The 24,197-nt window shown below is 44.3% G+C and carries 19 protein-coding genes and 7 pseudogenes; 9 read left to right on the forward strand and 17 right to left on the reverse strand.

Annotation, left to right across the window (positions count from 1 at the left end; translation table 11 throughout):
• Nucleotides 1–389 precede the first annotated feature (389 nt).
• The 4 genes and pseudogenes from AC0IWZ_RS24135 (at nt 390) to mscS (ending at nt 3,800) form a co-directional block, all read left to right on the forward strand.
• Nucleotides 390–854, forward strand: coding sequence for a transposase (locus AC0IWZ_RS24135; protein WP_471679152.1), 465 nt, complete (start codon nt 390–392; stop codon nt 852–854).
• A gap of 435 nt (nt 855–1,289) precedes the next feature.
• Nucleotides 1,290–1,697, forward strand: a pseudogene (locus AC0IWZ_RS24140) (Spy/CpxP family protein refolding chaperone).
• Nucleotides 1,698–1,842: 145 nt separating this feature from the next.
• Nucleotides 1,843–1,965, forward strand: a complete 123-nt coding sequence (locus tag AC0IWZ_RS24145; RefSeq protein WP_471680549.1) for a hypothetical protein — start codon at nt 1,843–1,845, stop codon at nt 1,963–1,965.
• A 950-nt stretch (nt 1,966–2,915) separates the two neighbouring features.
• On the forward strand, nt 2,916–3,800 hold the full coding sequence (gene mscS / locus AC0IWZ_RS24150; RefSeq protein ID WP_471679153.1) for a small-conductance mechanosensitive channel MscS: 885 nt from the start codon (nt 2,916–2,918) through the stop codon (nt 3,798–3,800).
• Between the two features lie 223 nt (nt 3,801–4,023).
• Here mscS and AC0IWZ_RS24155 read toward each other — a convergent pair.
• Nucleotides 4,024–4,544 (reverse strand): annotated as a pseudogene (locus AC0IWZ_RS24155) (transposase).
• A 63-nt stretch (nt 4,545–4,607) separates the two neighbouring features.
• Between AC0IWZ_RS24155 and AC0IWZ_RS24160 the strand changes: the two are divergent.
• Nucleotides 4,608–4,793, forward strand: a pseudogene (locus tag AC0IWZ_RS24160) (IS256 family transposase); the annotation flags it as partial.
• Nucleotides 4,794–4,828: 35 nt separating this feature from the next.
• Here AC0IWZ_RS24160 and AC0IWZ_RS24165 read toward each other — a convergent pair.
• The 9 genes and pseudogenes from AC0IWZ_RS24165 to AC0IWZ_RS24205 all read right to left on the reverse strand — a co-directional run bounded on the left by AC0IWZ_RS24165 (nt 4,829) and on the right by AC0IWZ_RS24205 (nt 13,933).
• Nucleotides 4,829–5,077: a hypothetical protein gene (locus AC0IWZ_RS24165; protein ID WP_471679154.1), complete on the reverse strand. Its 249-nt coding sequence runs from the start codon at nt 5,075–5,077 to the stop codon at nt 4,829–4,831.
• A 1,496-nt stretch (nt 5,078–6,573) separates the two neighbouring features.
• Complete coding sequence (locus tag AC0IWZ_RS24170) at nt 6,574–7,563, reverse strand: fimbrial protein (RefSeq protein WP_471679155.1); 990 nt, start codon at nt 7,561–7,563, stop codon at nt 6,574–6,576.
• Nucleotides 7,554–10,058 (reverse strand): fimbria/pilus outer membrane usher protein, encoded by a 2,505-nt coding sequence (locus AC0IWZ_RS24175; protein ID WP_471679156.1) that lies wholly within the window; start codon nt 10,056–10,058, stop codon nt 7,554–7,556. The genes AC0IWZ_RS24170 and AC0IWZ_RS24175 overlap by 10 nt, the downstream gene beginning before the upstream one ends.
• A gap of 22 nt (nt 10,059–10,080) precedes the next feature.
• Nucleotides 10,081–10,779, reverse strand: coding sequence for a fimbrial biogenesis chaperone (locus AC0IWZ_RS24180; RefSeq protein WP_471679157.1), 699 nt, complete (start codon nt 10,777–10,779; stop codon nt 10,081–10,083).
• 156 nt (nt 10,780–10,935) lie between these two features.
• Entirely contained in the window at nt 10,936–11,481 is a 546-nt protein-coding gene (locus tag AC0IWZ_RS24185) for a fimbrial protein (protein WP_471679158.1), read from the reverse strand.
• 61 nt (nt 11,482–11,542) lie between these two features.
• A complete protein-coding gene (locus tag AC0IWZ_RS24190) occupies nt 11,543–12,103 on the reverse strand; it encodes a fimbrial protein (RefSeq protein WP_471679159.1) in 561 nt (186 codons plus the stop codon).
• Nucleotides 12,104–12,346: 243 nt separating this feature from the next.
• Nucleotides 12,347–12,949: pseudogene (locus AC0IWZ_RS24195) on the reverse strand (integrase core domain-containing protein).
• A 192-nt stretch (nt 12,950–13,141) separates the two neighbouring features.
• Nucleotides 13,142–13,582 carry a hypothetical protein gene (locus AC0IWZ_RS24200; protein ID WP_471679160.1) on the reverse strand — a complete coding sequence of 147 codons (441 nt, stop codon included), beginning with the start codon at nt 13,580–13,582 and terminating at the stop codon, nt 13,142–13,144.
• A gap of 30 nt (nt 13,583–13,612) precedes the next feature.
• On the reverse strand, nt 13,613–13,933 hold the full coding sequence (locus tag AC0IWZ_RS24205) for a hypothetical protein (protein ID WP_471679161.1): 321 nt from the start codon (nt 13,931–13,933) through the stop codon (nt 13,613–13,615).
• Between the two features lie 570 nt (nt 13,934–14,503).
• On the opposite strand from AC0IWZ_RS24205, the pseudogene AC0IWZ_RS24210 reads away from it, so the two are divergent.
• Nucleotides 14,504–15,616 (forward strand): annotated as a pseudogene (locus tag AC0IWZ_RS24210) (IS3 family transposase).
• Nucleotides 15,617–15,641: 25 nt separating this feature from the next.
• On the opposite strand, the gene AC0IWZ_RS24215 reads toward AC0IWZ_RS24210, so the two are convergent.
• A complete protein-coding gene (locus tag AC0IWZ_RS24215) occupies nt 15,642–15,803 on the reverse strand; it encodes a GntR family transcriptional regulator (protein ID WP_471679162.1) in 162 nt (53 codons plus the stop codon).
• 307 nt (nt 15,804–16,110) lie between these two features.
• Between AC0IWZ_RS24215 and AC0IWZ_RS24220 the strand changes: the two genes are divergently transcribed.
• Nucleotides 16,111–17,550 carry a catalase gene (locus AC0IWZ_RS24220; RefSeq protein ID WP_471679163.1) on the forward strand — a complete coding sequence of 480 codons (1,440 nt, stop codon included), beginning with the start codon at nt 16,111–16,113 and terminating at the stop codon, nt 17,548–17,550.
• A 376-nt stretch (nt 17,551–17,926) separates the two neighbouring features.
• Nucleotides 17,927–18,078 (forward strand): annotated as a pseudogene (locus AC0IWZ_RS24225) (transposase); the annotation flags it as partial.
• A gap of 25 nt (nt 18,079–18,103) precedes the next feature.
• Here the strand turns inward: AC0IWZ_RS24225 and tnpC are convergent.
• From tnpC to tnpA, 3 genes are read right to left on the reverse strand one after another with little or no spacing between them, the layout of a single operon-like run.
• Nucleotides 18,104–19,642: an IS66 family transposase gene (gene tnpC / locus AC0IWZ_RS24230; protein ID WP_471679164.1), complete on the reverse strand. Its 1,539-nt coding sequence runs from the start codon at nt 19,640–19,642 to the stop codon at nt 18,104–18,106.
• 49 nt (nt 19,643–19,691) lie between these two features.
• A complete protein-coding gene (gene tnpB / locus AC0IWZ_RS24235) occupies nt 19,692–20,039 on the reverse strand; it encodes an IS66 family insertion sequence element accessory protein TnpB (RefSeq protein WP_471679165.1) in 348 nt (115 codons plus the stop codon).
• On the reverse strand, nt 20,036–20,416 hold the full coding sequence (gene tnpA, locus AC0IWZ_RS24240) for an IS66-like element accessory protein TnpA (RefSeq protein ID WP_471679166.1): 381 nt from the start codon (nt 20,414–20,416) through the stop codon (nt 20,036–20,038). The genes tnpB and tnpA overlap by 4 nt, the downstream gene beginning before the upstream one ends.
• Before the next feature lie 92 nt (nt 20,417–20,508).
• On the opposite strand from tnpA, the pseudogene AC0IWZ_RS24245 reads away from it, so the two are divergent.
• Nucleotides 20,509–20,990: pseudogene (locus AC0IWZ_RS24245) on the forward strand (integrase core domain-containing protein); the annotation flags it as partial.
• Nucleotides 20,991–21,259: 269 nt separating this feature from the next.
• Here AC0IWZ_RS24245 and AC0IWZ_RS24250 read toward each other — a convergent pair.
• The 3 genes from AC0IWZ_RS24250 to AC0IWZ_RS24260 all read right to left on the reverse strand — a co-directional run.
• Nucleotides 21,260–21,721 carry a fimbrial protein gene (locus AC0IWZ_RS24250; RefSeq protein ID WP_471679591.1) on the reverse strand — a complete coding sequence of 154 codons (462 nt, stop codon included), beginning with the start codon at nt 21,719–21,721 and terminating at the stop codon, nt 21,260–21,262.
• The gene (locus tag AC0IWZ_RS24255) at nt 21,715–22,206 is read right to left on the reverse strand and encodes a hypothetical protein (RefSeq protein ID WP_471679592.1); all 492 of its coding nucleotides are present in this window, start codon (nt 22,204–22,206) and stop codon (nt 21,715–21,717) included. The genes AC0IWZ_RS24250 and AC0IWZ_RS24255 overlap by 7 nt, the downstream gene beginning before the upstream one ends.
• Nucleotides 22,207–22,221: 15 nt before the next feature.
• A partial coding sequence (locus AC0IWZ_RS24260; protein ID WP_471680550.1) for a fimbria/pilus outer membrane usher protein occupies nt 22,222–24,197 on the reverse strand: 1,976 nt, incomplete at its 5' end.

Consider the following 24,197-nt stretch of genomic DNA (forward strand, 5'->3'; position numbering starts at 1 on the left):
CAACTTAGCGGCTTCGAATAAAAAGCCACTACTTCGATGAATTCCGTTCTTCAGTAAATGTTGCGAAATGCAGGTTTCTGGATGACCTGCGAGAAAACAGTAAATGACAGTTGTAATAATCCTTTATTAAACGTGACAGCGTCGGACTCAAGTTTATTGTCCGCTCGCGGTGAAAAAAACAGTGATACGCCGCTTTACCCGGAAAGGGGGACTGGAAATACTCCAGACGATCAATGGGTGATGCGTAAGGCTAACTGAGCTTTGATAGAAACCAACAAAGTATGAGTAAATCGTGATATATGTAAAAACAGCAACGTGGAGATTGTAATAAAAATTGTGTAATTGCCTGTTTTTGATATGTTCACTCCACTAACGGAGACAGGCAAATTATGGATGAAAAGAAACTCAGAGCCCTCGCGGCTGAACTGGCCAAAGGCCTTAAAACTGGAGCCGACCAAGCCGTTACCAGCGGGCTGAAAATGGTGTATCAGGCACCGACGGAAGACGCCGCGCTGATGGCGCTGGATACGTTCGCGGGTGTCTGGGATGACAAATATCCGCAAATCAGCAAAAGCTGGCGTGCGCACTGGGAAAATCTCAATACGTTCTTCGGCTACCCACCTGATATCCGCAAAGCCATCTACACCACCAATGCCATCGAATCGCTGAACAGCGTGGCCCGGCAGGCGATAAAGAAACGCAAAGTGTTCCCGACAGACGAGTCCGTGCGAAAGGTTATTTATCTGGCTATCAGGGATGCTTCAAAAAAGTGGAGTATGCCGATCCAAAATTGGCTGCTGGCGATGAGTCGTTTTATTATCGAGTTCAGTGACCGCCTGAGAGATCACCTTTAATACGATGGCAGTTACACAGAATTATTTACAGGGTCAGCAACGTGCCCATGAATATTAAGTGTCGCGGTATTATCATTCGGTATTCAGTGAATTCTCGCGAGCCAAATATTCATAATGGACTACGGCAACATGCCCCAGGAACCAGTTAAAGCGAATTAACGTATCAAATTTTTGTTAACGCTAACCTGTGGCTTTGATTCATACTTTAATTAACGGATGAGATTGTTTCACTAAGTTACTGTTGATAGTGTATTTTGCATCGCATTCCCGAATGCTCATATCTAATCTGTACCGCTGCGAAATATACTTGCTGTTATTCCACGACTCTTTTGTTAAGGCTGATCTATTTCGCGTCACCGTGGCAAGAGAGCGTCGATTGCGTAAGTTAAAACCCCTGTTACTTTTTAACTAGATTATGATTGCTAAGGATAAAATATGAACAACTTTACACGTATTGCTTTTCTGACGGCTTCGCTGGCTGGTTTCTCTTTTGCCGCGCACGCCACTGAGCCGACCACCCCCGCACCAGACCAGGATCCAATCGTTTAGCATCTCCAATAAAGCGACACAGAGGTTTCTAAGATCAAAACACTACATCAGCAACTGGAGAACAACGTTAGCCAGATTGCAACAAACGACGTGAAAAAAGGCACTCTGGTCGATGTGATAAAGTCAGGGGAATGGAATGAAGCAGCAGTGAAAAAATAACTTACAGCCTTCAGTAATATTGAGCAACAGGCCCGTTACTACAAAGTGAAATATTACTTCGATCTAAGCCAAGTACTGACATCAGCACAACGTCAGCAGGTGCGACAGGACTTAGCACAAACGGTCACAGAATAAATTCTTCCGGTTGGCATTCACTCAGACAATTTATCCAACACATGGGCAAAAATTAATTTTTATGTTACAGGATATAGAGACAATCCGATAAATAAATTAGAAGGGATGACGGGCGCATAAGCATTACTGACCAGGGGCGTAGCAGATGCTGCAAATGGTCAGAACGTGGAAGAGCCAAATTAACCTGCAAGGAATCACAGAAAAATCAACAGCTAAGCCCGATGTACAGAAAGAAGCACAGACAGGCAACAATGCCTGCCTGTGCTAAAATTCAGGGTATCAGTGATGGTATCAAAGCAGAAAAGATGTTAACCCAGCAACGACTCCATCATGAGTTTGATTTTCCCTACCGCGTTTTCACTACTACTATTCTCGTCATTCTCCATCCCCCACAGCACGTGTCTGAAGCTGTACCATTCCCAACCTTATGAAAACCGGAACCGCTATTGGACACTCTTCGGCTCCAGAACAAATCATTGCTGAGCTTGCTCATTTGGATTGGTGTACGCTTGTCACCCTGTATCTTGCACAATGCGGTAGCATGGCGCTATCGCCGCTGTTGGCTCATACGTTCCTGCTCCACTGGTTGGACGCCCCAAAAACAGCGACGCTTTGATACATTACACCTGACATTGACCGTTTACTGAAACTCGGCCTACAGAAAGACCTTCCCACAGGGTTGTGCCAGCGACTGACGTACTTACGGGAGTACTTCTCCTCGCCAGTAAAGCAACGATCAGATCTGTTTCACCTTTCGTACTTGATAAAACACGGGGCTGGATCAATGCGGCCATCAAGATGTTGAATGGGACATTCCGAAACTTCTAGCGGAATATGGTGACGTATCGATGTTCCTGATTAAAAAATCCGACCTAGCACGACAATTTGCTGAAGACGGACAACTTACTGGAACGTTGACATTTGTGGTGAAGGGACAATTAGCGGCCGCGCTCGATACTTTCAATGCTCATTGTCTACCTCAGGAGACTTGGATCCTTCTACCGAGTAAAGGATTGTTCCATTAACCTTGCTACCACATTAAATCTGCGGAAACTGCCATATATTCCTAAATATCAATCTCTGAGCACAAACACGCAATATTTGTATGTCTCTTCTGTCTCAGTATGCGCGAGCTTCAGCCAGGCAGATCCTGCCAGGCAAGTAATGTACTTTTCCACCTGCGGATATTTTTGCATTCGCGCATTTAAAGGAAACACCATGAGTCATATCGTCTTATTTCCACAATTGAGTCAGGCCGTGGACTGGCTTAAGGGGCACAGTAATATCATTATCCAGTATGGCTGGAATATTGTTGCTGCCATTATTTTGTTTTACATCGGTAAACTGGTTTCACGTCTGATTTCTGGTGGTCTTCATAAGCTGCTGATAAAAAGGAAAGTTGACAATACCATTGTTCATTTCTTTACGGCCCTTGTTCGTTATATCACACTGGCGTTTGCGGTTGTTGCCGCGCTGGGTCGTCTGGGGATTGAAACTTCATCAATCATCGCTGTCATTGGCGCCGCCGGACTGGCTGTGGGTCTGGCGTTACAGAGTTCACTGGCAAACTTCGCGGCAGGAGTACTGCTTGTCTCTTTACGCCCTTTTAGGGCCAGAGATACCATTCAGGTCGGCGCCGTTACCGGAACAGTGCAGCAGGTTCATATTTTTTCCACCACGTTATTAACAGCCGATAACAAGGAAGTGATAATCCCCAACGGTAAAATCATTGCGGACAACATCATTAACTATTCCCGTCATGCTTACCGACGGATTGACCTTGTAATTGGTGTCGGCTATCAAAGTCGCATTGCGGACGTTAAAACAGTTATTCAAAACGTCATCGAATGCGATCCTAGTATCGACAGGGATCACGGGATCACGGTACGTCTTGGGGAACTCGGTGCATCTTCGCTAAATTTTTATGTGCGAGTATGGATCCGCAATGCTGATTACTGGGATACGTACTTCGATTTGTTGGAAAATATTAAAGAAGCCTTGGATGCAAACGCTATCGATATCCCTTACCCGCAGATGGATATTCGGCTACACCAGGTTGCCGGTGCCCTGAATGCTTCCTCAGTTGAACGCATAGCAATCTAAATTCTAAATATTTCCATCCCCAAATTACTTCTGTAGCTCTTAGACCGGACTTACCTTCGCTGGTGGCTCCGGTCATTTCTTTGTCTACCAGAACACTGAGCTGGCAATGGAACTGAACCGTAATAACGATAAATACGAACAACACGAAGAGTTGAACATGTTAGCAATCAACAACGAACCGGAAGAAGCATTCGAAGGCCGACCGCTCCTATGTGGACACGCCCTAAGCGAGGTTCTGTTTTTCAAACTGTTCCGGACTGAGGCCACCACACGCACTGTGTCGGTGCCAGCGCTTGTCATCGCACTCGATATAATTAAACACCGTCGTTCGTATTATTTCCCGGCTGATAAAGCGTTCACCGTGGATACATTCCGCCTTCAGCGAATGAAAGAAGCTTTCCACGCAGATTATGTCTCCTCAGCAACCCCTTATAGTCCGCTGAGCAGTACCGCCCGCCACGCTCGGTGTAAACGATAACATTCTGTGGTCGTTTTGTAAGTATCCCTGTTCTGCCAGCTGGCGCTTAAAACGGGCAATTTCAACGGACATTTCCTGCTCACGTTCGGAAGAGCTGGGGCATTGTTAATCTTACTGCGCCATGCATAGAGCTGGGATTCGTACAGGCTGAATTCCCGGGCAGCGGCAGCAACACCGATACGTTCCGCAAGCTTCAGGGCTTCGTTACGGAATTCAGGCGTATGCTATTTGCGGGGTTTCTTATTGGTTGATGCTGATTTTGTCATGAGTCACCTCTGGTTGAGAGTTTACTCACGTAGTCGTGTGTCCACTATTCGCGGGTAGGATCAAACAGCGTTATCCTTACAGTCATCAAAATGCGAAAGGTGTTTCCTACAGATGACACGGTGCGAAAAGTGATTTATCTGTCAATCGAGGATGCTTCAAAGAAATGGTGTATACCGATCCAAAACAGTCAGCTGGTGATGAGTCGTTTTATTATCGAGTTTGGTGACCGCTTGAGTGGTCACCTTTAATACGATGGCAGTTACACAGAATTATTTACAGGGTCTTAGTATTTAATATCGCGGGCTTCCTGACGACCGTCCTGTTTACTCTCATGCTTCTCCTGACGGCAGTCTTGGTTACTCTGGTCATTACCGGCTACGCATTGACGTTTATCTTGTCTTGCATCCTGACGAGTATCTTGTTTTGTATCCCTGGCATCCCGTCGCTGCTGCGCCTGTTCGGTAGCAAATGTAGAGAAACTCAAAACCGAGGTGATGGCAATTGTGATCATCGCAACCTTACTAAACTTCATTTATAACCCCCTTAAAAATATAAACGTTATCTCAAAACTTACCAACGACTCGGGTATCCCCTCTTTAGCAGACTGATAAGCTTTATATGAAACGGTCATCGGGAATCTAACCAGCATCGTCAGTTTGGAAAGTTCCTTAAACTTTGGCCGCAATTTAGTGCGCGGTGCCGGGTGCCTCCCGGTGAGCTTTTGGACAGCCTCCATAGCTCGCGTTCTTTTAAGCAACTCTTTTTACTGTTTACGCCCCTCCGCTCAGGGGGATTCACCGCATATGCTGTTTGGTACTACTACAAGATTCGAATTGATAACCGACTGATTATAAATCAAATGGTTTTCCAACTGAGTCAGATCGACATTGATCCGCTATCGAGGATTGGAACCCTGAACCTACGACTTAAATATTACTTGCTCATTCTAGACAGCGCATAGTTGTGGAATAATCCTTTCAAGCTAGATCCTACGCGCTAACAGTTATTCTTACACTTGTTCCGTCGCACCTCTGGTCCCCCAAAAAAACCGAATCTCTTCGAGCAAGCATACGTGTCAGTATTTTTTTATGTGCTACCCGCGAAGTAACGCTGCGGATATTAGCGATTTTGAGTGGCCAATAATTTAGCTAGAAATGCTAAATTACATCTACAATCGGAGAGGAAAATACTTGACAAGATATTTTCTAAATTTCTGAAAAAAAGAAATTTTATGCGCCGAATGTGAAGAAATATAGTGGACCTGCAGCTAACTACAGATGAGAGAATGCAACGCCAGCAAGCTATCACCTACTGGAGAATGAAGTACGGTGAGAACACATTGATAGTGTCGTGTGTTAGTTAATATCGTAAAAATATCAATAACCATTGCAATGATGAATTGCTCACTCTGTAAAGAATATGTTTACACCATGGTCTTTGCTAAAGATGATACTTTGTTTTTTAAAAACCATCTTGCCATAGCAAGATCTTACACGTTATGTAACAGTATCCATTAATACTATTGGTATTATAAACCTGCAGTAAATATGAAAGAAATATCAGGTAAAAACGAATCTGCCATAGACTACCTAAGAAAGGAAAGCACCCTACTTGAAGGATTTTTTAGTACAGGCTAGTATTTATTTAGAATAATTTTCGGTATCTAGCCGGATTTATTATAGGTTTGTTAAGGAAGTAGTAATCACTACTCAATTGATGTTTTCATACTCACAAAAACCAAGTTAAATATCAATTCCAGGAGGTGCTATATCGAATCCCACTTCAACCACTTAAAATCCATTTATTCATTGAACGGTTGCTATTACTGACATAACTTCGCCTGGTTAAGTTGTATTTTGGCAGCCCATCAGAACTGCTTAAATCTGACGGACCTCTCTTGTCATGTTTTGCTATTATGATAGATTTGGAAAACTATTTTCTCAGGGGGACTGAATCCCAAAATCCAGAGATTTAGACGAACACTACCTCATCGCACTTATCACTTTAATTGTTTTTACTATCCACCTCCTATATATAATCAATTCTAATGGTGGCTACACAATTAACTTTACCAGGGGAGACAACTCTACTTATGGTAATATATCTTGCTGAAAAATGGATGTTCGAATTTTCTGATTGAGTAAAATTCGATGAGATATTCAATGGTCGACCAATAACCACAGGAGAACCATCATAAAGTATTTGGATGCCTATTCCCTTTGCGGTATCAGGACTGGATATTAAAGAAAGTATTGTGTTACTACTCCCAACACTTCTCCCGTGTATGGAAAAGAAAACACTATTAACATTTTCACAATGTACAGGAACTGAAAATTTATATGTTGAGTTTTGATTTTCGGTGCCAATCTTAAAATCATTTATATTTGTCGAACCCATGGCAACATTAATCGTATCAGCCAGGACCCTACATGTACCCGGTATTATATTTCCGATTACGGTAATGTCAACTGCTGTTGCGGGATAGCCCCCATTTGACCGCATCATTAATGCACTTCCCTCATGATAAAAAATAGCACCATGCCCCATAACATCACCCGTTCTAATCAATTCTATTCGGACAGAAAAATCGGAAGCGGTGAGACCATAAGTTGATGTACCTTTTGAGGAAAATGGTAACTGTTTCCATTGAAGACCCTCAGATGAGTTTTCAGAAACAGAAATGCGGATGCCAACACCAGGAAGATTTGTGGCATATATCCCCTTACCAGTAGAAATACCACTCATTCGCCCTATGGAAATAAATGTTATATGTTTTGCACTTGAATTAATTTCCGTTTCACATTGTATTTGGATGTTAGAAGACGTTAAAGAAGACAGTGTGCCCTCTAACTTATATATGACAGAACCAATCTCAGCATGTGTTGCAGTGGAATCAAGATTGGCATTAACCCTCAAATGCAAATGTCCTCCGCATGCGTATGAATATGATATATGGGTCAGAATGATAACTAAGGAAAAAACTCTAAATATTTTAGATATTAGATTATTCATTTGCATAGCAATGTTACTCTATCAATGCTTTTTTTGTTATTAACATTATGTGGAGGTAGAGAAAATTCTGCCTTACACGACTCCCCTTCCTCCAAGTCTGCTATCAATACACCGTTTTCAGGCATACCTGTAACAAAAACCAACCCACGGTCTGCCACATAAAAATTAGTATTTTTATTATTGAACGAGACTCTTGTACCGAAGGGGATTGTGAATCTATCACTTTTCAAAGTCACGATTACCTTACGTCCGATATGAGTAGAGAAGTTCACTAATACGATTGCATCTTTTGTTGGCACTACACTTTCAGAAAGATTTGGTATATCCACATTACTCACCTCTTCAGTTGGTAAAATAAGATTAACTTCATCTCTACGATATGGGGAAATATCGGGTAGCACAGCATACCCATAATCATCTATTGCAATACCCGACGTATTTGACACACCAATACCCTTACCGCCAGGAACGTTAATTAGAGCAGAGGCGCTTTCTGAGTACTGATGAAGAGTTACTCCACCCGAGTGGGCAATCAGCCCACCTGAAATAGCATAAGTCAATTCTCTTTGCTTACCATCTATATTATAACCAATGGACTCCTCTGCCTTCAGACCTTTATTAGACACATTCACGGCCCCTGTTGAAGCACTTCCATCATTAGCATATCCAGCTGTTGCCGAATAGGTCAAAGTGTTATCATCATTCAAAGAGTCCGACAGCGATAGTTGTTGAGATGTTGATCCTTCATTATCAGTGGTAATCATATATGAAACATTTCCTGTATCGTTATCAACCTGCGATAGTGAGAATATCGAAAATGGAATTGACATATTCAATGCAACTTGCTTATCCCAGTCTCGTTCTTCTGAAGATTTAGTTTCACTCAATGAAAACGTATAACTAACACCATGGATAGAACCATTGAATCCCGCCTGATATAAATGGTCCGCAGATGTCTGATAATCTGTTCTGTTTAAGGTCAGAAAGAGACTATCTCCTCTATCATCGATCGGTTGGTTGACATTTATTGCTCGCTGATTTTTGGGACGATTATCGCTAATATTAATATTTTGAGAATCCTGAAATGACAAATAATCACCATCAAAATACTTATTATTAACTTGGATTGTCGTATTACTAATTCCTATTTCTTTAGCATAATCAATACTGATGGATTTCCCGCTAGACCGGGTATTATTATATGAAGGAGCAGTTCTTTCATGCACTATAGAAATCGAGAAACCTCCGAAAACTCCAGCATCAAGACCTAAGCCTAGGCTCAAAGCCCGATAACTGTCGCTGACTTGAGCTCCCCCCAAAGCAGTAAGATTGAATGGTAGACCATATGCTAGACTATTTTGCAGTATATAAGGGTGACTCGATTGTGGATTTTGACGATATTGACCTAGAGCAATACCAAAATTCATTTGCCCAGTCCGCTGTAACAAAGGTACTGTTGCGTAGGGAACGCTGTATCTGGTTTCAGAACCATTAGCTTCTTTAATTATAACATCTAGCTCACCACCATCTGATACGGGGACGATATCAGTTAGTGCAAAAGGCCCCGGGGGCACATTGGTCTGATACAAAATATTCCCGGCATTTCTGACTGTGACTTGTGCGTTGCTTTTCGCTATGCCACGGATAATTGGTGCAAAACCGTTGATACTTTCAGGAAGCATTAATGGGTCAGAAGATAACTGTATTCCACGAAGAGATATACTATCAAATAGATTCTGAGACGTAGAAAAATCGCCAATAGTCAACTCACTTTTTAGTGAGTGAATTGAACGCTCGATATAAGTAGATAAGTTACTCCAGTTATTTTCATCAGACCAAGATGAATAATTCCTTACGCGCCATGCTCCAAAATTGAACCCATTACGCCAGTCGAGAAATAAGTCATTTTCACTGCCCGTTGAAAATACAGCACCTCCTTCTGGATGTTTTAACGATCCGTTAAGACGATAATCTGATGTAAATGCATTAATGCCTTCATCCCATAATCGTTCAGGTGCATCATTTTTTACTTGTTGCGTTAAGGCGATTTGCGGGATTGAAAGTCTTAAATGCAAATCAGAGAAGTCAAACTCTTCCGCCCCCCCATGAACAAATTCTGATAATGGCAGACATGAACCTGAAAATTCTTTACCTCTACTACTATTTAGTAAAGATGAATGAATATCGATCCCCATCTCAACATACTCACTTAGAGTGAAACATGCAGTGAGTTTCCCATTAGTTCCTTGCATGAAATTGACAATACGCTGCTCGAAAAAAAGATTATTAATATCAATCTTGACCCGGTATTTTCCTGGCAACTGCTCATTTTTAGTGAATGATGTTAAATCTGTCATTGGTGCAACATGGTTTACCGTTTCCAGCAAAGACGGATCAAAGTAGTCGTCAGCTATAGACCCTAACGAGATTAGCCCTCCCCCGCCTACTATTATTATCTTCAGAAGAAATAGATTTAGAGATTGTTGGGTATTGTCGAGCATAAAGTATAATTTCTACAGGCCTTTAAATTGTCTTCTTGAACAACTCTGACTGAACACCTGAATCATTAATCGCACGCCAAATAATATTAGGGTGTTCATGTAATGCAGAATGTACAGAATAGGTATGTGAGCTATGGGGAGCAAGTGTTGAATTATCTGGCTCGAGAGATATCGGAACAGTTTCCCCGTTGATAATGACTTGATTCAGTGTCACATAAAAAGGTGAATTATTTGTTGCTTCCAATGTATCAGCGGTGACTTTTTTCCATGAGACATTTTTTACTGCAATTGCTGAATCACCTGAGAGACCCTCCGGGCGGAAGATTAGTTTTATCCTATGATTAACGGCAAAAATGACTTTGTTCTTGCTTAATTTCTCATTCACAGAAGGAATTGATTTAACGTTTAACCAAAATAGTGTTTCTTCGGACTTAGACAATCCTTCTCCAATATACATAATACTTATTTTGCTTTCATTAGTTGCGTTCAGTCTAAAAAGGGGGGGCGCAGTAACAAATGGTGTGTCCTTTTTCTTAGGGCCAGAGTCGACCCACGTCTGCACTAAATATGGAGACGTGCTATTATTCTTCACACGGATGTCTTCACCACTATTCTCAGCATGATAGATAACCCTTGATGAACTAAGATCAACTGCTGCTGATATTATGGTTGCATAGCCAGAAAGAAGTAGTAGCGGGAGGGTTTTATATACTTTAATCATAACATACACCCATAGAGTATTTGACCGATAGCATAATGCTACCGGTCTTATGAATCTATTATATCGGCATAATGAGATATTTCAAACAATGCCACCATAATCTCTGATGCCAATATTTTTCAATCAGGTTGCCGGATTTAGATCTTCCTGACTAAATTAAATAGCTTCGAGAGTTAATGTTGCAGCTACCGAAATAGTACCGGGTGCTACCCCGCGACCTGCCTGAACAGGCGTAATACTTGCTGTGAAAGCATGGGATACATTCCCGCTATTATCGACAATGTCTTCTGTAGCAGCACCGTTACTCGGGTCAATAAGTGTAATCGCGCCCCCAACATGTTCATGAACAGCAACGCCAGCATATGCAGCATTACCTGTTCCCTCGGCATTGGCCAACATTTGGTTATTGACTGAATCTGGAGTAGCGTTCAGATGGATTTGCACATGCTGCCCTTCTGTACAACCAGATACATTTACGGTGAATGCTGTTGATTTATACTCACTGGCAGGCTCAACACCACTAATATCATTAATTGAGACTGCTCCTAAATCCAAAGTCGCAGGGGCATTGATTGAACAATTATCTACGGTTGGCGTAATTACACCTGTAAACGTCATATTTGCTGTTGGTGCTGCTGCGAATGAACCAGCCGCCGAAAGCATCAAAGATGATAACAATGCTAATTTAAATGTCTTCTTCATAAAATAAACCACTCCTAATTTAATTAATATGTTTATCTAGCAAGCTTCTAACAACTACAATTCAAATTGTTTCCAATGTCATTGTTGCAGTAACTGCAATCTTTCCTGCGACAATACTCATTCCATTCTGCTCTGAACTGATATTCGCAGTAAAATGTTTCACATCTTGACCATCGTCACCGATGAGACTTTCAGATGACACACCATCTTCAGGACTGATAAGACTTACACTCCCATCAATCGCATGCTCATGAATTACAACTCCCGCATGTACTGCATTTCCAGCAGCACTTGAATTAGCGATAATGGAAGGATTATTTGAATCTTCTTCTGCATTAAAATGCAGTTGTACTCTCTGGCCAACACCACAGCCTGAAATTTCTACCGTGAACGCTTTGGCATCTGAGGTTTCAGACGCAGGCGTCATTTTCTCGAGCGGGACTAAATCAACATTTCCCAAGTCCAATGTCGCTGGAGCGGCTATAGAACAGTTATCTTGTGTTGGTAAGACTTCACCCGTGAAACTCATTGTTGCTGTATTATTGCCCGTTGTTTCAGCCTGCGCACCAAATGCTGTTAAAATTAGAATAGTTAACAGTGAAGGTCCTAAAGTAAATCTCATAGTCTTTACCTTTTTATTACATACCTGAGGCCCAAGAGTGTAATAATATAGTTAGGACAATGATAAATCATATCTCATCCATAATGAGACATGAGAAAATTTGACGATCACTTTTATATATTGTGAGGCATTGGTTAAGTAACCAAAGAGTTGATCATATTGTAAGATAATCCGTTTGAGTAAGAGTATCGTATAGCAAAAGTTGACGTACAGTGATCCTACCCACGTAATGTGGACACGGCCCTAAGCGAGGTTCTGGTTTTCAAACTGTTCCGGACTGAGGCCACCACACGCACTGTGAAGACGCCAGCGCTTGTCATCGCACTCGATATAATTAAACACCGTCGTTCGCATTATTTCCCGGCTGATAAAGCGTTCACCGTGGATACATTCCACCTTCAGTGGATGAAAGAAGCTTTCCACGCAGGCATTGTCATAACAGCAGTTATCTGCTGACGACGCAGACGCCACGCATACCAGCCGCTGCGGGCGACCCGCAGTACCCGGCACATGGCTTTGACGCTGAACTCAGCCCGATGATTTTCGATGAAGACATCCTTCATTTCAGGCGCTTCGCGAAGTATGTCGCGGCCTTCTGGAGAATGGCCAGCTCCTCTGCCTGTTCTGCCAGTTGGCGCTTAAGACGGGCAATTTCAACGGACATTTCCTGCTCACGTTCGGAAGAGCTGCGGGCATTGTTAATCTTACTGCGCCATGCGTAGAGCTGGGATTCGTACAGGCTGAGTTCCCGGGCAGCGGCCGTTCAGCAAGCTTCAGGGCTTCGTTACGAAATTCAGGCGTATGCTGTTTGCGGGGTTTCTTATTGGTTGATGCTGATTTTGTCATGAGTCACCTCTGGTTGAGAGTTTACTCACTTAGTCGTGTGTCCACTATTCGTGGGTAGGATCAGGCCACATATCCGGCCTCACTATAGATATGCACTCCGAGACACACCATCCCCACAACCAGAGATATAGATTGCCACCACTCCATATACAAACCTCACCAATTAAAAATCCCCCGAAGAGGATTGCATTTTTATTTTTTAATGAATTGCTTTTTAACATCTGTGAATTGCAAATCTTGCTCCGCTGCCAGTTCTATCCATTCAATCTCTATTCCTTCATCTGCAATAAATCTCTCCAACTCCCTGATGATGCTCTTAAGCTCACGTATTTCCTTATTGGTCGCATCGAATAACTCAACATCATCTTTAATGCGGCTATCAAGCATGCCCTTATAAATGTCCCTATCCATTGTCATCAGAAGCAATTCTCGCTTAGTAGCGTCGAATGCACACAGGCAATCCCCCTCAGCAACGGCTTGTAACGCTATCAACTGCTTCTCGAACGTGGCCTTTTTCTCGTACACTCGATTTAACCAAATGCATAAAGCGATAATCACTATCATTAATGTTGGAATCACCTTCCACTTCTCCTCTCGTGCCCTATCTTTTTCAATTCCATCAACCCTGGCCATTAATCCCCCGAAGATGATTGGTTGATATTGTTATTTACAGGGCATTATTTGTCCTGTTCCCTTCATAAAGACGGCCTGTCCTTTTATGGCAAGTTCATCCGGCTGCTCCACACGCCCACCCGAATAGAAATAGTGCCGAAAACCATCCTTATCTTTTGAAACTTTTGACAAATTCACATAGTCACTATTCACTTGAATCACTTGAGGGAAAGCTGCTGCGTTAATCACATACTCAGTGCCGTCCTTTGCATCACACATCAAAGCCGTCTTTCCGTTGATACCATAAGCGTGAGCAGTATCCACCCCTAAAAAAATCATGAAAGCCACACCCAAATACTTCAGTTGTTGCATACAAAAACCTCATCAATTCCCCCTTACTCGGAGGGCTGAATTTGCTATTTTTCTAGACACTGTATTTTGTAAAGCTCAAACGTTTCGTTTTGTCTTTGCAAATGCTGTGGCTTCCCATCGTTCTGTAATATCGAGTCGTTGTAGTCTGTTGTTGCGACGCGGCAATCTGAAAAATCCTTATTGCTGCTACTTATTCCAACCATCCCGCCAATTACTGCTGCAATTATCGCTGTAGTAATGAGTTTTAATTTAATACTCAATGTCTGCCCCATTCCAATGAAAGACCCATACATAATGAGTGGACCTTGGGTGAGTTTTTAATCTTTTTGTGCTTAAAATTTGGAATTGATGAATTTTGTTTTAGGTATTTGTGCTATTAGCCGTGACCGTAATTAGGTAATTTTATTTAGTTTTTATTGGTGGGAGTATTATTTTTTAGGTGTAGTTATTTATTGATCATCACATAAAAGAAAGCCCTGATAGATGGAACTGTAAGTATCCCGGTAAAACGAACCATCCACTTTTAGAGATCTTCCGACATACTGATTATGTCCCCCTGAGGAGATCGACATGCGTAAAGCCCGATTCACCGAGCACCAGATCATCGCCGTTCTGAAGTCTGTTGAAGCCGGACGTACGGTCAAGGATGTCTGCCGCGAAGCCGGAATATCGGAGGCGTCGTACTACAACTGGAAAGTAAAGTATGGCGGGATGGAAGCCGCTGATATCAAAAAAATCAAAGACCTTGAGGACGAAAATTGTCGTCTCAAACAGATGTTTGCCGATCTGAGTCTGGAATGCCGGGCGCTGAAGGACGTTATCGAAAAAAAGCTTTAAAACCAGCGATAAAGCGGGAGCTTGTCTGCTATCTGACTGCACAATTTTCCATCAGCATCCGCCAAGCATGCAGGACCGTATCGCTGAGCAGCGACGGTGTATTTTTATCAGCCCGATACCCGGCGTGATGAACCGGTTATCCTGGCGTTGACTGAACTGGCAGAACGCTATCCGCGATACGGATTTAAGAAGCTTTTTCAGGTGCTTCGCAGGCAGGGGCACGTCTGGAACCACAAGCGTGTACACCGGATTTACTGTCTGCTGAAACTGAATTTTCGTCGTAAGGGTAAACAACGTCTGCCGGTGCGCAATCCAGCTCCGCTGGCAACGCCGGAAGCACTCAACCAAAGCTGGTCGATTGATTTTATGCACGACGCACTGACATGTGGCCGGCGTTTCCGGACTTTCAACGTCGTGGATGATTTTAACCGCGAGGCTCTGGCCATCGAAATTGACCTGAATATCCCGGCGCAGCGGGTTGTGTGGGTGCTGGACAGGATAGTGGCAAACCGTGGATATCCGCTGAAGATGCGGATGGATAACGGACCGGAGCTGGTATCACTGTCTCTCGCACAATGGGCTGAGGATCATGGCGTGATGCTGGACTTTATTAAGCCAGGTAAGCCGACGCAGAATGCCTTTATCGAACGCTTTAACCGGACGTACCGGACCGAAATACTGGATTTTTATCTGTTCAGAATCCTGAATAAAGCACGGGAAATAACGGAACGCTGGCTGAATGAATACAACAGTGAGCGGCCCCATGAATCCCTGAATAACCTGACGCCGGAAGAATACCGGTTGATGGCTGAGAAGACGGAAATCTCAAAAAGTGTGTGGAACTAAAACGGGTGTGCTTACACTGCGTCGGTCAGACGTTTGTATGCCGTACTACTGTATTGCGATTTACAACGAGTTTATTCGCTAATTCTCTGACAGGAGGTAGTGCCGCACCAGGAAGAAGAACACCCGAATGTATCAGTGCGCGGATCTGGTCGAAAATTTCACCTGCTGTTTTCCCGAACATGCTCATTGATTTGTGACAATGTAGAGTTTAACCTAGGCCAAAGTTAGAGCTATAAGGTATATTTAGCTGTAAGCTATCAAATAGACCGAAAATAGACCTACAAGTATCAGGGTCATGCAAAATGTAACTCGCTGATTAAAAACATTTTAAATGTAGTAGTCTGTATGAAAACATATAGTTTCATTCTTACTCATAAGAATCGACCAGTTGGTGATCTTGACTCTCGCAATCCAGACGGTGAAAAACTGATTAACGAGTTAGAGCACATTCCTCGGCCTTGAAATTGACCTTAATAAGATACTCAGGAGTGATTATGGAAAATAAAAAACTGACGTCGGCGGCAGGTATGCCTGTTGTCGATAATAACAATATTCTGACTGCCGGGGAGCGAGGGCCTGCTCTGCTGCAGGATGTCTGGTTCCTTGAGAAAATGGCACACTTTGATCGAGAAGTGATACCAGAACGTCGCATGCATGCTAAAGGTTCAGGCGCATTCGGTGTTTTCACCGTTACACATGATATTACAAAGTATACCCGAGCCAGTATTTTTTCAGCTGTTGGAAAGAAAACCGATATGTTTATTCGTTTTTCTACCGTAGCAGGTGAACGTGGGGCTGCGGACGCAGAAAGGGATATTCGTGGCTTTGCCATGAAATTCTACACTGCTGAAGGTAACTGGGATCTGGTAGGTAATAATACCCCTGTGTTCTATCTACGTGACCCGCTGAAATTCCCGGACTTAAATCATGTCGTTAAACGTGACCCTCGTACTAATCTCCGCAATCCTACCTATAAATGGGATTTCTTCTCTTTATCACCTGAAACACTGCACCAGATAACGATTGATTTTAGCGATCGGGGTATCCCGAAGTCCTATCGCCATATGCATGGTTTTGGTAGCCATGCGTTCAGTTTTATCAACATCGAAAATGAGCGTTTCTGGGTTAAATTCCATTTCCGCAGCCAGCAAGGTATTAAGAATCTGATGGATGATGAAGCGCAGGAATTGATCGGTAACGACAGAGAAAGCGCTCAGAGGGATCTTTTTCATGCCATTGATTCTGGCAACTTCCCGAAATGGACATTGTTTGTGCAAATAATGCCGGAACATGAAGCGGTACATAGCCCTTTCAACCCATTTGATTTAACCAAAGTCTGGCCGCACGCCGATTATCCATTACATGAAGTCGGGTATTTTGAATTAAACAAAAATCCCGACAATTATTTCTCGGACGTTGAACAGGCCGCTTTGAACCCAGCCAATATCGTTCCGGGTATTGGTTTTTCCCCGGACAAAATGCTGCAAGGGCGTCTGTTTTCATACGGTGACACCCAACGGTATCGCTTAGGAGTGAACTATTTTCAAATCCCAGTCAATGCGCCCAAATGCCCATTCCACAATTATCATCGGGATGGGGCGATGCGCGTTGATGGCAACAGCGGTAATGGCGTGACCTATGAGCCTAATAGTTTTGGCGCCTTCCAAGAACAACCCCGTTTTAAAGAGCCTCCCTTGAGTATTACCAGCCCGGCAGATCATTGGGATCACCGCGACGATGGTGACTATTTCAGTCAGCCCCGTGCGTTATTTGTTCGTCTGAGTCAGGCAGAACATCAACGCATGTTTAAGCGGATTGCTGATGACTTATCTCAGGCCCCGGAAAATATCCAGAAACGGCAGGTTTGTCTTTTTGCGCAAGTACATCCTGAATACGGTGCAGGGGTAGCCAAGGCTCTGGGATTACATATCTAAGTGATTAACAGGAAGCGCTTTATGCCCTAGTCATGCGAGTATTCACGACAAATCTGAGTGATTTCAGCGACAGGGACCGCTTCCTACATTGAACCACAGTAAGGGGCACCGTTTTGTTGCTGATGAAAGCGGCATTGTTAGCAGATGCCAAATAAACGAGCGCCTTCATGTTGCTGCACAATTCTGAGGAACTGGATTAAGCGGTGCTCCAATTCCTGACCAGCATCAGGCAGGGTTTGCTGTGCCTAGATAATACTCCCCAGACGTATTGCCATGCTCATAGCTTTATGAGCGGATTTTGAAAGGTGTAGTTTTATCCTACCCGCGAATAGTGGACACACGACTAAGTGAGTAAACTCTCAACCAGAGGTGACTCATGACAAAATCAGCATCAACCAATAAGAAACCCCGCAAACAGCATACGCCTGAATTCCGTAACGAAGCCCTGAAGCTTGCTGAACGTATCGGTGTTGCTGTGCTGCCCGGGAATTCAGCCTGTACGAATCCCAGCTCTACGGTAAGCGTACGCCGAGAACCGTATTGACGATGAAGGTTATTCCACAGGCAGTGTGATGCGCCACGGTAGCAGTTCGTTGACCCGGTTTATCGGCCAGTCCGCGATAATATCAAGAATATGGTGAAGGTAGCGCTCCGGATCCACTCCGTTCAGTTTGCACGTCCCTATCAGGCTGTACAGCAACGCTCCGCGCTCACCACCATGGTCAGAGCCGAAGAACAGGTAGTTTTTACGGCCCAGACTGACCATCCGCAGTGCATTCTCCGCGATGTTGTTATCCGCTTCAGCCCAGCCGTCGTCTGCGTAGTACGTCAACGCTTGCCACTGGTTCAGTGCATAGGTGAACGCCTTTGCCAGCTCTGAGTGTCGGGACAAGGTTTTCATTTTTTCACGCAGCCAGCTTTCCAGTGATGTCAGCAGTGGTTTCGTTTTTAGCTGCCGTTCGGCAAGGCGCTGTTCTGCAGGCATTCCCCTTATGCCTGCCTCGATGGCGTAAAACTGTCCGATACGCTTCAGAGCTTCATCTGTTGTTGCCGATGGCGTCCGAACGTGAACATCGTGGATTTTGCGACGGGCATGAGCCCAGCAGGCCGCTTCCTTTATATGGCCAGCGCGGTACAGCTCGTTGAACCCGGCATATGCATCTGCCTGCAGCACTCCGCTAAAGCCGGCAAGATGTGTCTGCGGGTGGAGTCCTTTTCTGTCGGGGCTGTAAGCGAACCACACTGCAGGCGGCAGCGCTGACCCTGCGTTACGATCATCACGTACGTATGTCCACAACCGCCCGGTTTTCGTCTTTTTATTGCCCGGCAATAGCACTGGAACCGGCGTATCATCAGCGTGGAGTTTTCCATCGGTCAGTACGTAGTCCAGAAGGGCTTCGTTCAGCGGTGACAACAACCGGCAGCATGCATCCACCCAGCCCGACAGCACAGAGCGACTCAGTATCACACCCTGGCGGGCATAGATCTCTGACTGCCGATACAGTGGCGTGTGCTCTGCATATTTTGATGCCAGTACGCGCGACAGCAGCCCAGGTCCGGCTATGCCCCGCTCTATGGGACGCGAAGGTGCGGGCGCCTGAACGATAACATCGCATTTTGTGCAGGCGTGCTTTTCCCGTACCGTGCGGATAACCCGGAACGCGCTGCGCATCAGCTCCAGTTGTTCGGCTGCGTTTTCACCAAGGTAAGTCAGCGACCCACCACAACCCGGGCAGCAGGGCTCAGTTGGCAACAGACGCTTTTCATCACGAGGAAGTGATTCAGGGAACGGTTTCCGGGTGCGGGTCTGGTGAAGTGACCGCTGAACCGCAGGGTCATCAACCCGGCCTGTGAGAACGTCACTTTCCTTCTGAAGCCTGTTCAGGTCAGTTTCCATCTGTGCGATACGGCGGGATATTTTTTCTGAGCGGCTGCCGAAGTTCATGCGGCGAAGTGTATCCAGTTGTGCCTGTAGATGGTCTATTTCGCGTTCACGGGAAGCCAGCTTTTCCTGCAAGACCTGTAACAGCACCTCCTGTTCGGCCAGGCGCTGTTTCAGTAGAAGGATATCGTCAGAAGAGGTGTCGTTCATAACCCTGTATTTTACCAGGGTTATTCTGCAACAACCAGGATAAACAGGCTTACAGCATGGTCAGGGAGGTCAGCAACCGCTTAGGTTGTCGCCAGTCGATGCCTTCCATCAGCATCGCCAACTGCGCTGGCGTCAGGAACACTTTGCCATCACGGGCCGACGGCCAGGCGAAGCGGCCGCGTTCAAGTCGTTTCGTCAGCAGACACAGACCATCGCCGGTGGACCAGAGCAGTTTGACCTGACTGCCACTGCGTCCCCGGAAGATAAAGACGTGCCCCGACATCGGGTCATCTTTCAGCGCCGCCTGCACTTTTGCAGCCAGGCCGTTGAAGCCATTTCTCATGTCGGTAATACCGGCAACCAGCCAGATTTTGGTCCCTGAAGGTAACGGGATCATCGCTTAAGTTCCTGTACCAGCAGAGTCAGGAGCTTTTCGCTGACAGTGCCGTTGAGGCGAAGCGTCCCGTGCCGGAACGTTACCTCACAGCTGATAATGAGGGCCTCAGGAGCCTCTGCGAGCGGTTCTGGCTGTACGGCGGTGACATCGAGAGTCACAGGAAGTAGCTGAGGACTCTCAGAGGAAGGTAATAGCAGCTTTCCCTCGCGCCACTGCTGGCGCCATTTAAATAACAGATTGGCGTTGATGCCGTTTTCAAGCGCCAGTTTTGATATCGACACGCCGGGTTCACAGGAAGCTGCAACGAGCTGTTGCTTAAATTCGGGAAGATAATTAGGACAGCCTTTACGCCTGCCGGAAGTCACATTTTTCTGCATATCTGACACTTTGGTTCCCACCACTATTTGGTGTACACCACTTTGTCGGATGAATCAGATTATGACCAGACGGTTCTCGCTGTACGCTTACGCTCTACGCATGGCGCAGTAAGATTAACAATGCCCGCAGCTCTTCCGAACGTGAGCAGGAAATGTCCGTTGAAATTGCCCGTCTTAAGCGCCAGCTGGCAGAACAGGCAGAGGAGCTGGCCATTCTCCAGAATGGCCGCGACATACTTCGCGAAGCGCCTGAAATGAAGGATGTCTTCATTGAAAATCATCGGGCTGAGCTCAGCGTCAAAGCCATGTGCCGGGTACTGCGGGTCGCCCGCAGCGGCTGGTATGCGTGGCGTCTGCGTCGTCAGCAGATAACTGCTGTTATGACAATGCCTGCGTGGAAAGCTTCTTTCATCCGCTGAAGGTGGAATGTATCCACGGTGAACGCTTTATCAGCTGGGAAATAATGCGAACGACGGTGTTTAATTATATCGAGTGCGATGACAAGCGCTGGCGTCTTCACAGTGCGTGTGGTGGCTTCAGTCCGGAACAGTTTGAAAACCAGAACCTCGCTTAGGGCCGTGTCCACATTACGTGGGTAGGATCAGTATGTCGGGGGCGCTATAAAAATAAATCGGCTTTTCTTATGGATATTTACATAATCAAAACAACTTAACGTGCAGATAAGTAAAGAATATTACTCACAGAGATATTGGCTTCTTACCACCTTAATATTACATCAAAGATAGAGTAGACAGGAATATGTTTTTACACCCGTAATAATTAGTTACGGGTGACCATGCATATATAGATGTGACTATGAAAACTGTTAGCAAAATAACAACATCATTGATATGTCATAGTAAATGCAACCATAGCGTTAATTGTTCCCGGTTTCACTTGTTCTGAAAATTGAAAATACCTTGCCTGTAAAGGGATACTATAGTTACCATCACTTTCAGTTTTCCCGATTGGGGTAAGAATATTGAAATCAACAGGAGCACCGCCATACATTAACTGTATACCCACCCCACTAGAGTTACCATCTACAGAGTCCGGTTCAATAACCCCTTTGAGGCCTTGAGTACTCACTGTTTGTTTTGTTAGTGGTACAAATGTAATATTAACATTTGTATTTTTGCTGCAATCAAGGCCAATTTGGAAATCACGCACACCTGCAGTACTGTTCATCCCTTTAAGCAGTTTTCTGTCAACAGTTCCCATAGGCACAACAACAGATGGTGTTTGTACCTGACAAGAGGCCTGATTGATAATACCACCTGAAAGTGTAATATCCTTGGCTACCACAGAGCCCCCCCCTCAGAAGAATAGCTGATACGCAACAATTCTTGAGGTAGAAGCGGCCCTGGGGATACTGGTCCTGTTTTGATGAGGCTAAAAACTATATTATCTTCGTCTTTCAGAGTAGTAGGCCCACTCCTCGAGGAATCTAATGAGTCTGTTAAGACCCCTTCCCCTGACTGAAGCTTTATCCCTACCCCCTCAATTCCTGATTGAAATAACTCGCTTGCACCATTCATACGTTGCAAGTTGTCTATCCTAATAGATTTAACATATGAGCCATCACTACAAGACCCAATGGTAGTGCCAGAGCCTGCTATTACTTTCCTATACAATACACTTCCAACTGGCGAATCACGCTGAACCAGAATATCACCGGTATCAATAGTTTCATTTACTGGACTACCCGATATTTCACAACCTGCAGCCAAACATACTGGGCTAATAACACAAAGACTCACTGCAATAATGGATATTTGGAACTTTTTCATTTAAAAAACTCCTTGTTACTTACAGGTGAGCGTTTTTTGCACAAGTGCTTGCTCTCCTGCTGCGGACAGATGATAGTTTGCCGTACAATGACCACTATTGCTCCACTGAATTGCAATCTCGCCCGAATCTGGTAGCCCTGTCAGATAAACAGTACCATTTTCATCAATTATCCCCGAAGATTCAGTATCCTCGGCATGTAAACTTGCGATAGATCCGAATGGTAATGGTTTGCCTTGTTGATCATGGATCGTAAACAATGCTCGCTTTCCTACCCGAGTGGCAAACTTAGCTAATACAACAGCACCTTTAGTCGGTACGACATAATTAATGTTCTTATCCATATCAACATTTTCACCAAAACTTCTCGTATCAAGATAAACTCTGTTTTTCCTGTAAGGCTGTGCATATGGCACAACTGTATAACCACGCCAGTCAGTACGTACACCTGTATTATTCTCTACCTTCACATTACTTGCACCCGGCGCCTTAACCAGAACTACAGTATCGTTCATTGGTTGCGATAATGTAACGCCATTAGTGTGTAATAATATCCCGCCCTGTAGCCCATAATTCATCTGGCGAGAATCAGGATCGTAACTGTAACCAATATTTCCCTCACCATATCGTCCTTTATAATCAGCGCTGGCAAGGCCAGAAGAGCCTGATTCGTCATCACCAGAGCTGTAGCCTTGTGACACTGAATAATTGAGATTGTTGTCTTCCAGTGTTGTCCCACTTAGACCAACAAGATTGGATGTTCTGCCATTCGCCTCAGTGTTCATGTTATAATTAAGCCACATATGGCTATTGTTGAGGAAACGATCTAATGGTACCGAAATATTCAGTGAAAAACGCTTATCCTTATCACCCGCGCCGGCATTATCGTTTTCAGAATAGGCCAAGGTATAATTAACGCCATAAAAACTATTTGCATATGATGTTTGCCAGTTTTTTTCTTCATCATTAGTATCATAATAACTACGAACATATCCACTCAGGGACAAAGAACCCCAGTCCTGAAGTGTCTGAGTCAATGATGCACTATATTCATTCTTTCTGTTATGAGTACGGTCGTAAATCTCTATATCCGACCCTGATGTAGATTTGTAATCCTGTCGATCTGAAAATGAATAATAGTCTGAAGAATAGTTAGTTACGGCTGCTCTTACAGTAGAATTTGTCGCGGTTATTTCTTTCTGATATTGGAAGCGATTTTTAGTTCCTGTTTTTGTTGCATCATCAAATTCTGCATGCCCATAATTACTATCAACCGAAACAGCACCAAGATATCCAAAATCGCGGCCTACACCAAGCATATAAGATGCGTAATTATCTGCGTACTGTGCTCCGCCATACAAAGTAAACTCTGCAGGAAGACCTGCACTCAACGTGCCTTCAAGAAATTGTGGTGTTTCTGTATCATTATTACCTGTCCGATATTCACCCCCAGTCAGGCTGAATTTATATCGTCCTTCACGTTGCAGTACGGGTAACGTGCTAAAAGGGACAGTATATTCTGTTGTCTGACCATCACTTTCTTTTATTGTTACCTGCAGGTCCCCACTACCTCCAAGCGAATATAAATCGTTGATCGAATAAGGTCCGGGAGCAACTGTAGTTTGATAAACAACATTCCCTCCTTGCCGGACAGTAAGGAGGGATGTTGTTCGCGCAATACCAGTAATAGTCGGTGCAAAATTCTGCATAGAATCTGGCAGCATATCGTCATCAGATGCGAATTGTGCCCCAGTAAATTGTATACTTTCAAAAACGTCCCCAGGCGTTGTATATTGGCCCAGTGTCATCTGCGCACCTTGTAAAACATTAAAGTTGCGCTGTAGGTATGTATTCAGATTATTCCAATGAGTGCCATTATCCTGGTCAACTCTGTCTTCACTGTCACTGTCACTGTCACTGTGGGTTAAAGTCCCATCATATCGTAAACGCCAAGCTTGAAAATTAATACCGCTATGCACTGCAAGAAAATCAT

It is taken from the genome of Buttiauxella sp. AC142 (assembly GCF_979253435.1).

Excerpts from the sequence above, each read along its gene's own strand:
- AC0IWZ_RS24185 (WP_471679158.1), bottom strand. The coding sequence starts at position 11,481 with ATGAAGAAGACATTTAAATTAGCATTGTTATCATCTTTGATGCTTTCG.
- AC0IWZ_RS24215 (WP_471679162.1), bottom strand. The coding sequence starts at position 15,803 with ATGAGCATGTTCGGGAAAACAGCAGGTGAAATTTTCGACCAGATCCGC.
- tnpC (WP_471679164.1), bottom strand. The coding sequence starts at position 19,642 with ATGAACGACACCTCTTCTGACGATATCCTTCTACTGAAACAGCGCCTG.
- AC0IWZ_RS24145 (WP_471680549.1), top strand. The coding sequence starts at position 1,843 with ATGCTGCAAATGGTCAGAACGTGGAAGAGCCAAATTAACCTGCAAGGA.
- AC0IWZ_RS24220 (WP_471679163.1), top strand. The coding sequence starts at position 16,111 with ATGGAAAATAAAAAACTGACGTCGGCGGCAGGTATGCCTGTTGTCGAT.
- AC0IWZ_RS24190 (WP_471679159.1), bottom strand. The coding sequence starts at position 12,103 with ATGAGATTTACTTTAGGACCTTCACTGTTAACTATTCTAATTTTAACA.
- AC0IWZ_RS24200 (WP_471679160.1), bottom strand. The coding sequence starts at position 13,582 with ATGGCCAGGGTTGATGGAATTGAAAAAGATAGGGCACGAGAGGAGAAG.
- AC0IWZ_RS24135 (WP_471679152.1), top strand. The coding sequence starts at position 390 with ATGGATGAAAAGAAACTCAGAGCCCTCGCGGCTGAACTGGCCAAAGGC.
- AC0IWZ_RS24165 (WP_471679154.1), bottom strand. The coding sequence starts at position 5,077 with ATGAAGTTTAGTAAGGTTGCGATGATCACAATTGCCATCACCTCGGTT.
- AC0IWZ_RS24255 (WP_471679592.1), bottom strand. The coding sequence starts at position 22,206 with ATGAAAAAGTTCCAAATATCCATTATTGCAGTGAGTCTTTGTGTTATT.
- tnpB (WP_471679165.1), bottom strand. The coding sequence starts at position 20,039 with ATGATCCCGTTACCTTCAGGGACCAAAATCTGGCTGGTTGCCGGTATT.
- AC0IWZ_RS24170 (WP_471679155.1), bottom strand. The coding sequence starts at position 7,563 with ATGCAAATGAATAATCTAATATCTAAAATATTTAGAGTTTTTTCCTTA.
- AC0IWZ_RS24205 (WP_471679161.1), bottom strand. The coding sequence starts at position 13,933 with ATGCAACAACTGAAGTATTTGGGTGTGGCTTTCATGATTTTTTTAGGG.
- AC0IWZ_RS24175 (WP_471679156.1), bottom strand. The coding sequence starts at position 10,058 with ATGCTCGACAATACCCAACAATCTCTAAATCTATTTCTTCTGAAGATA.
- tnpA (WP_471679166.1), bottom strand. The coding sequence starts at position 20,416 with ATGCAGAAAAATGTGACTTCCGGCAGGCGTAAAGGCTGTCCTAATTAT.
- AC0IWZ_RS24180 (WP_471679157.1), bottom strand. The coding sequence starts at position 10,779 with ATGATTAAAGTATATAAAACCCTCCCGCTACTACTTCTTTCTGGCTAT.
- mscS (WP_471679153.1), top strand. The coding sequence starts at position 2,916 with ATGAGTCATATCGTCTTATTTCCACAATTGAGTCAGGCCGTGGACTGG.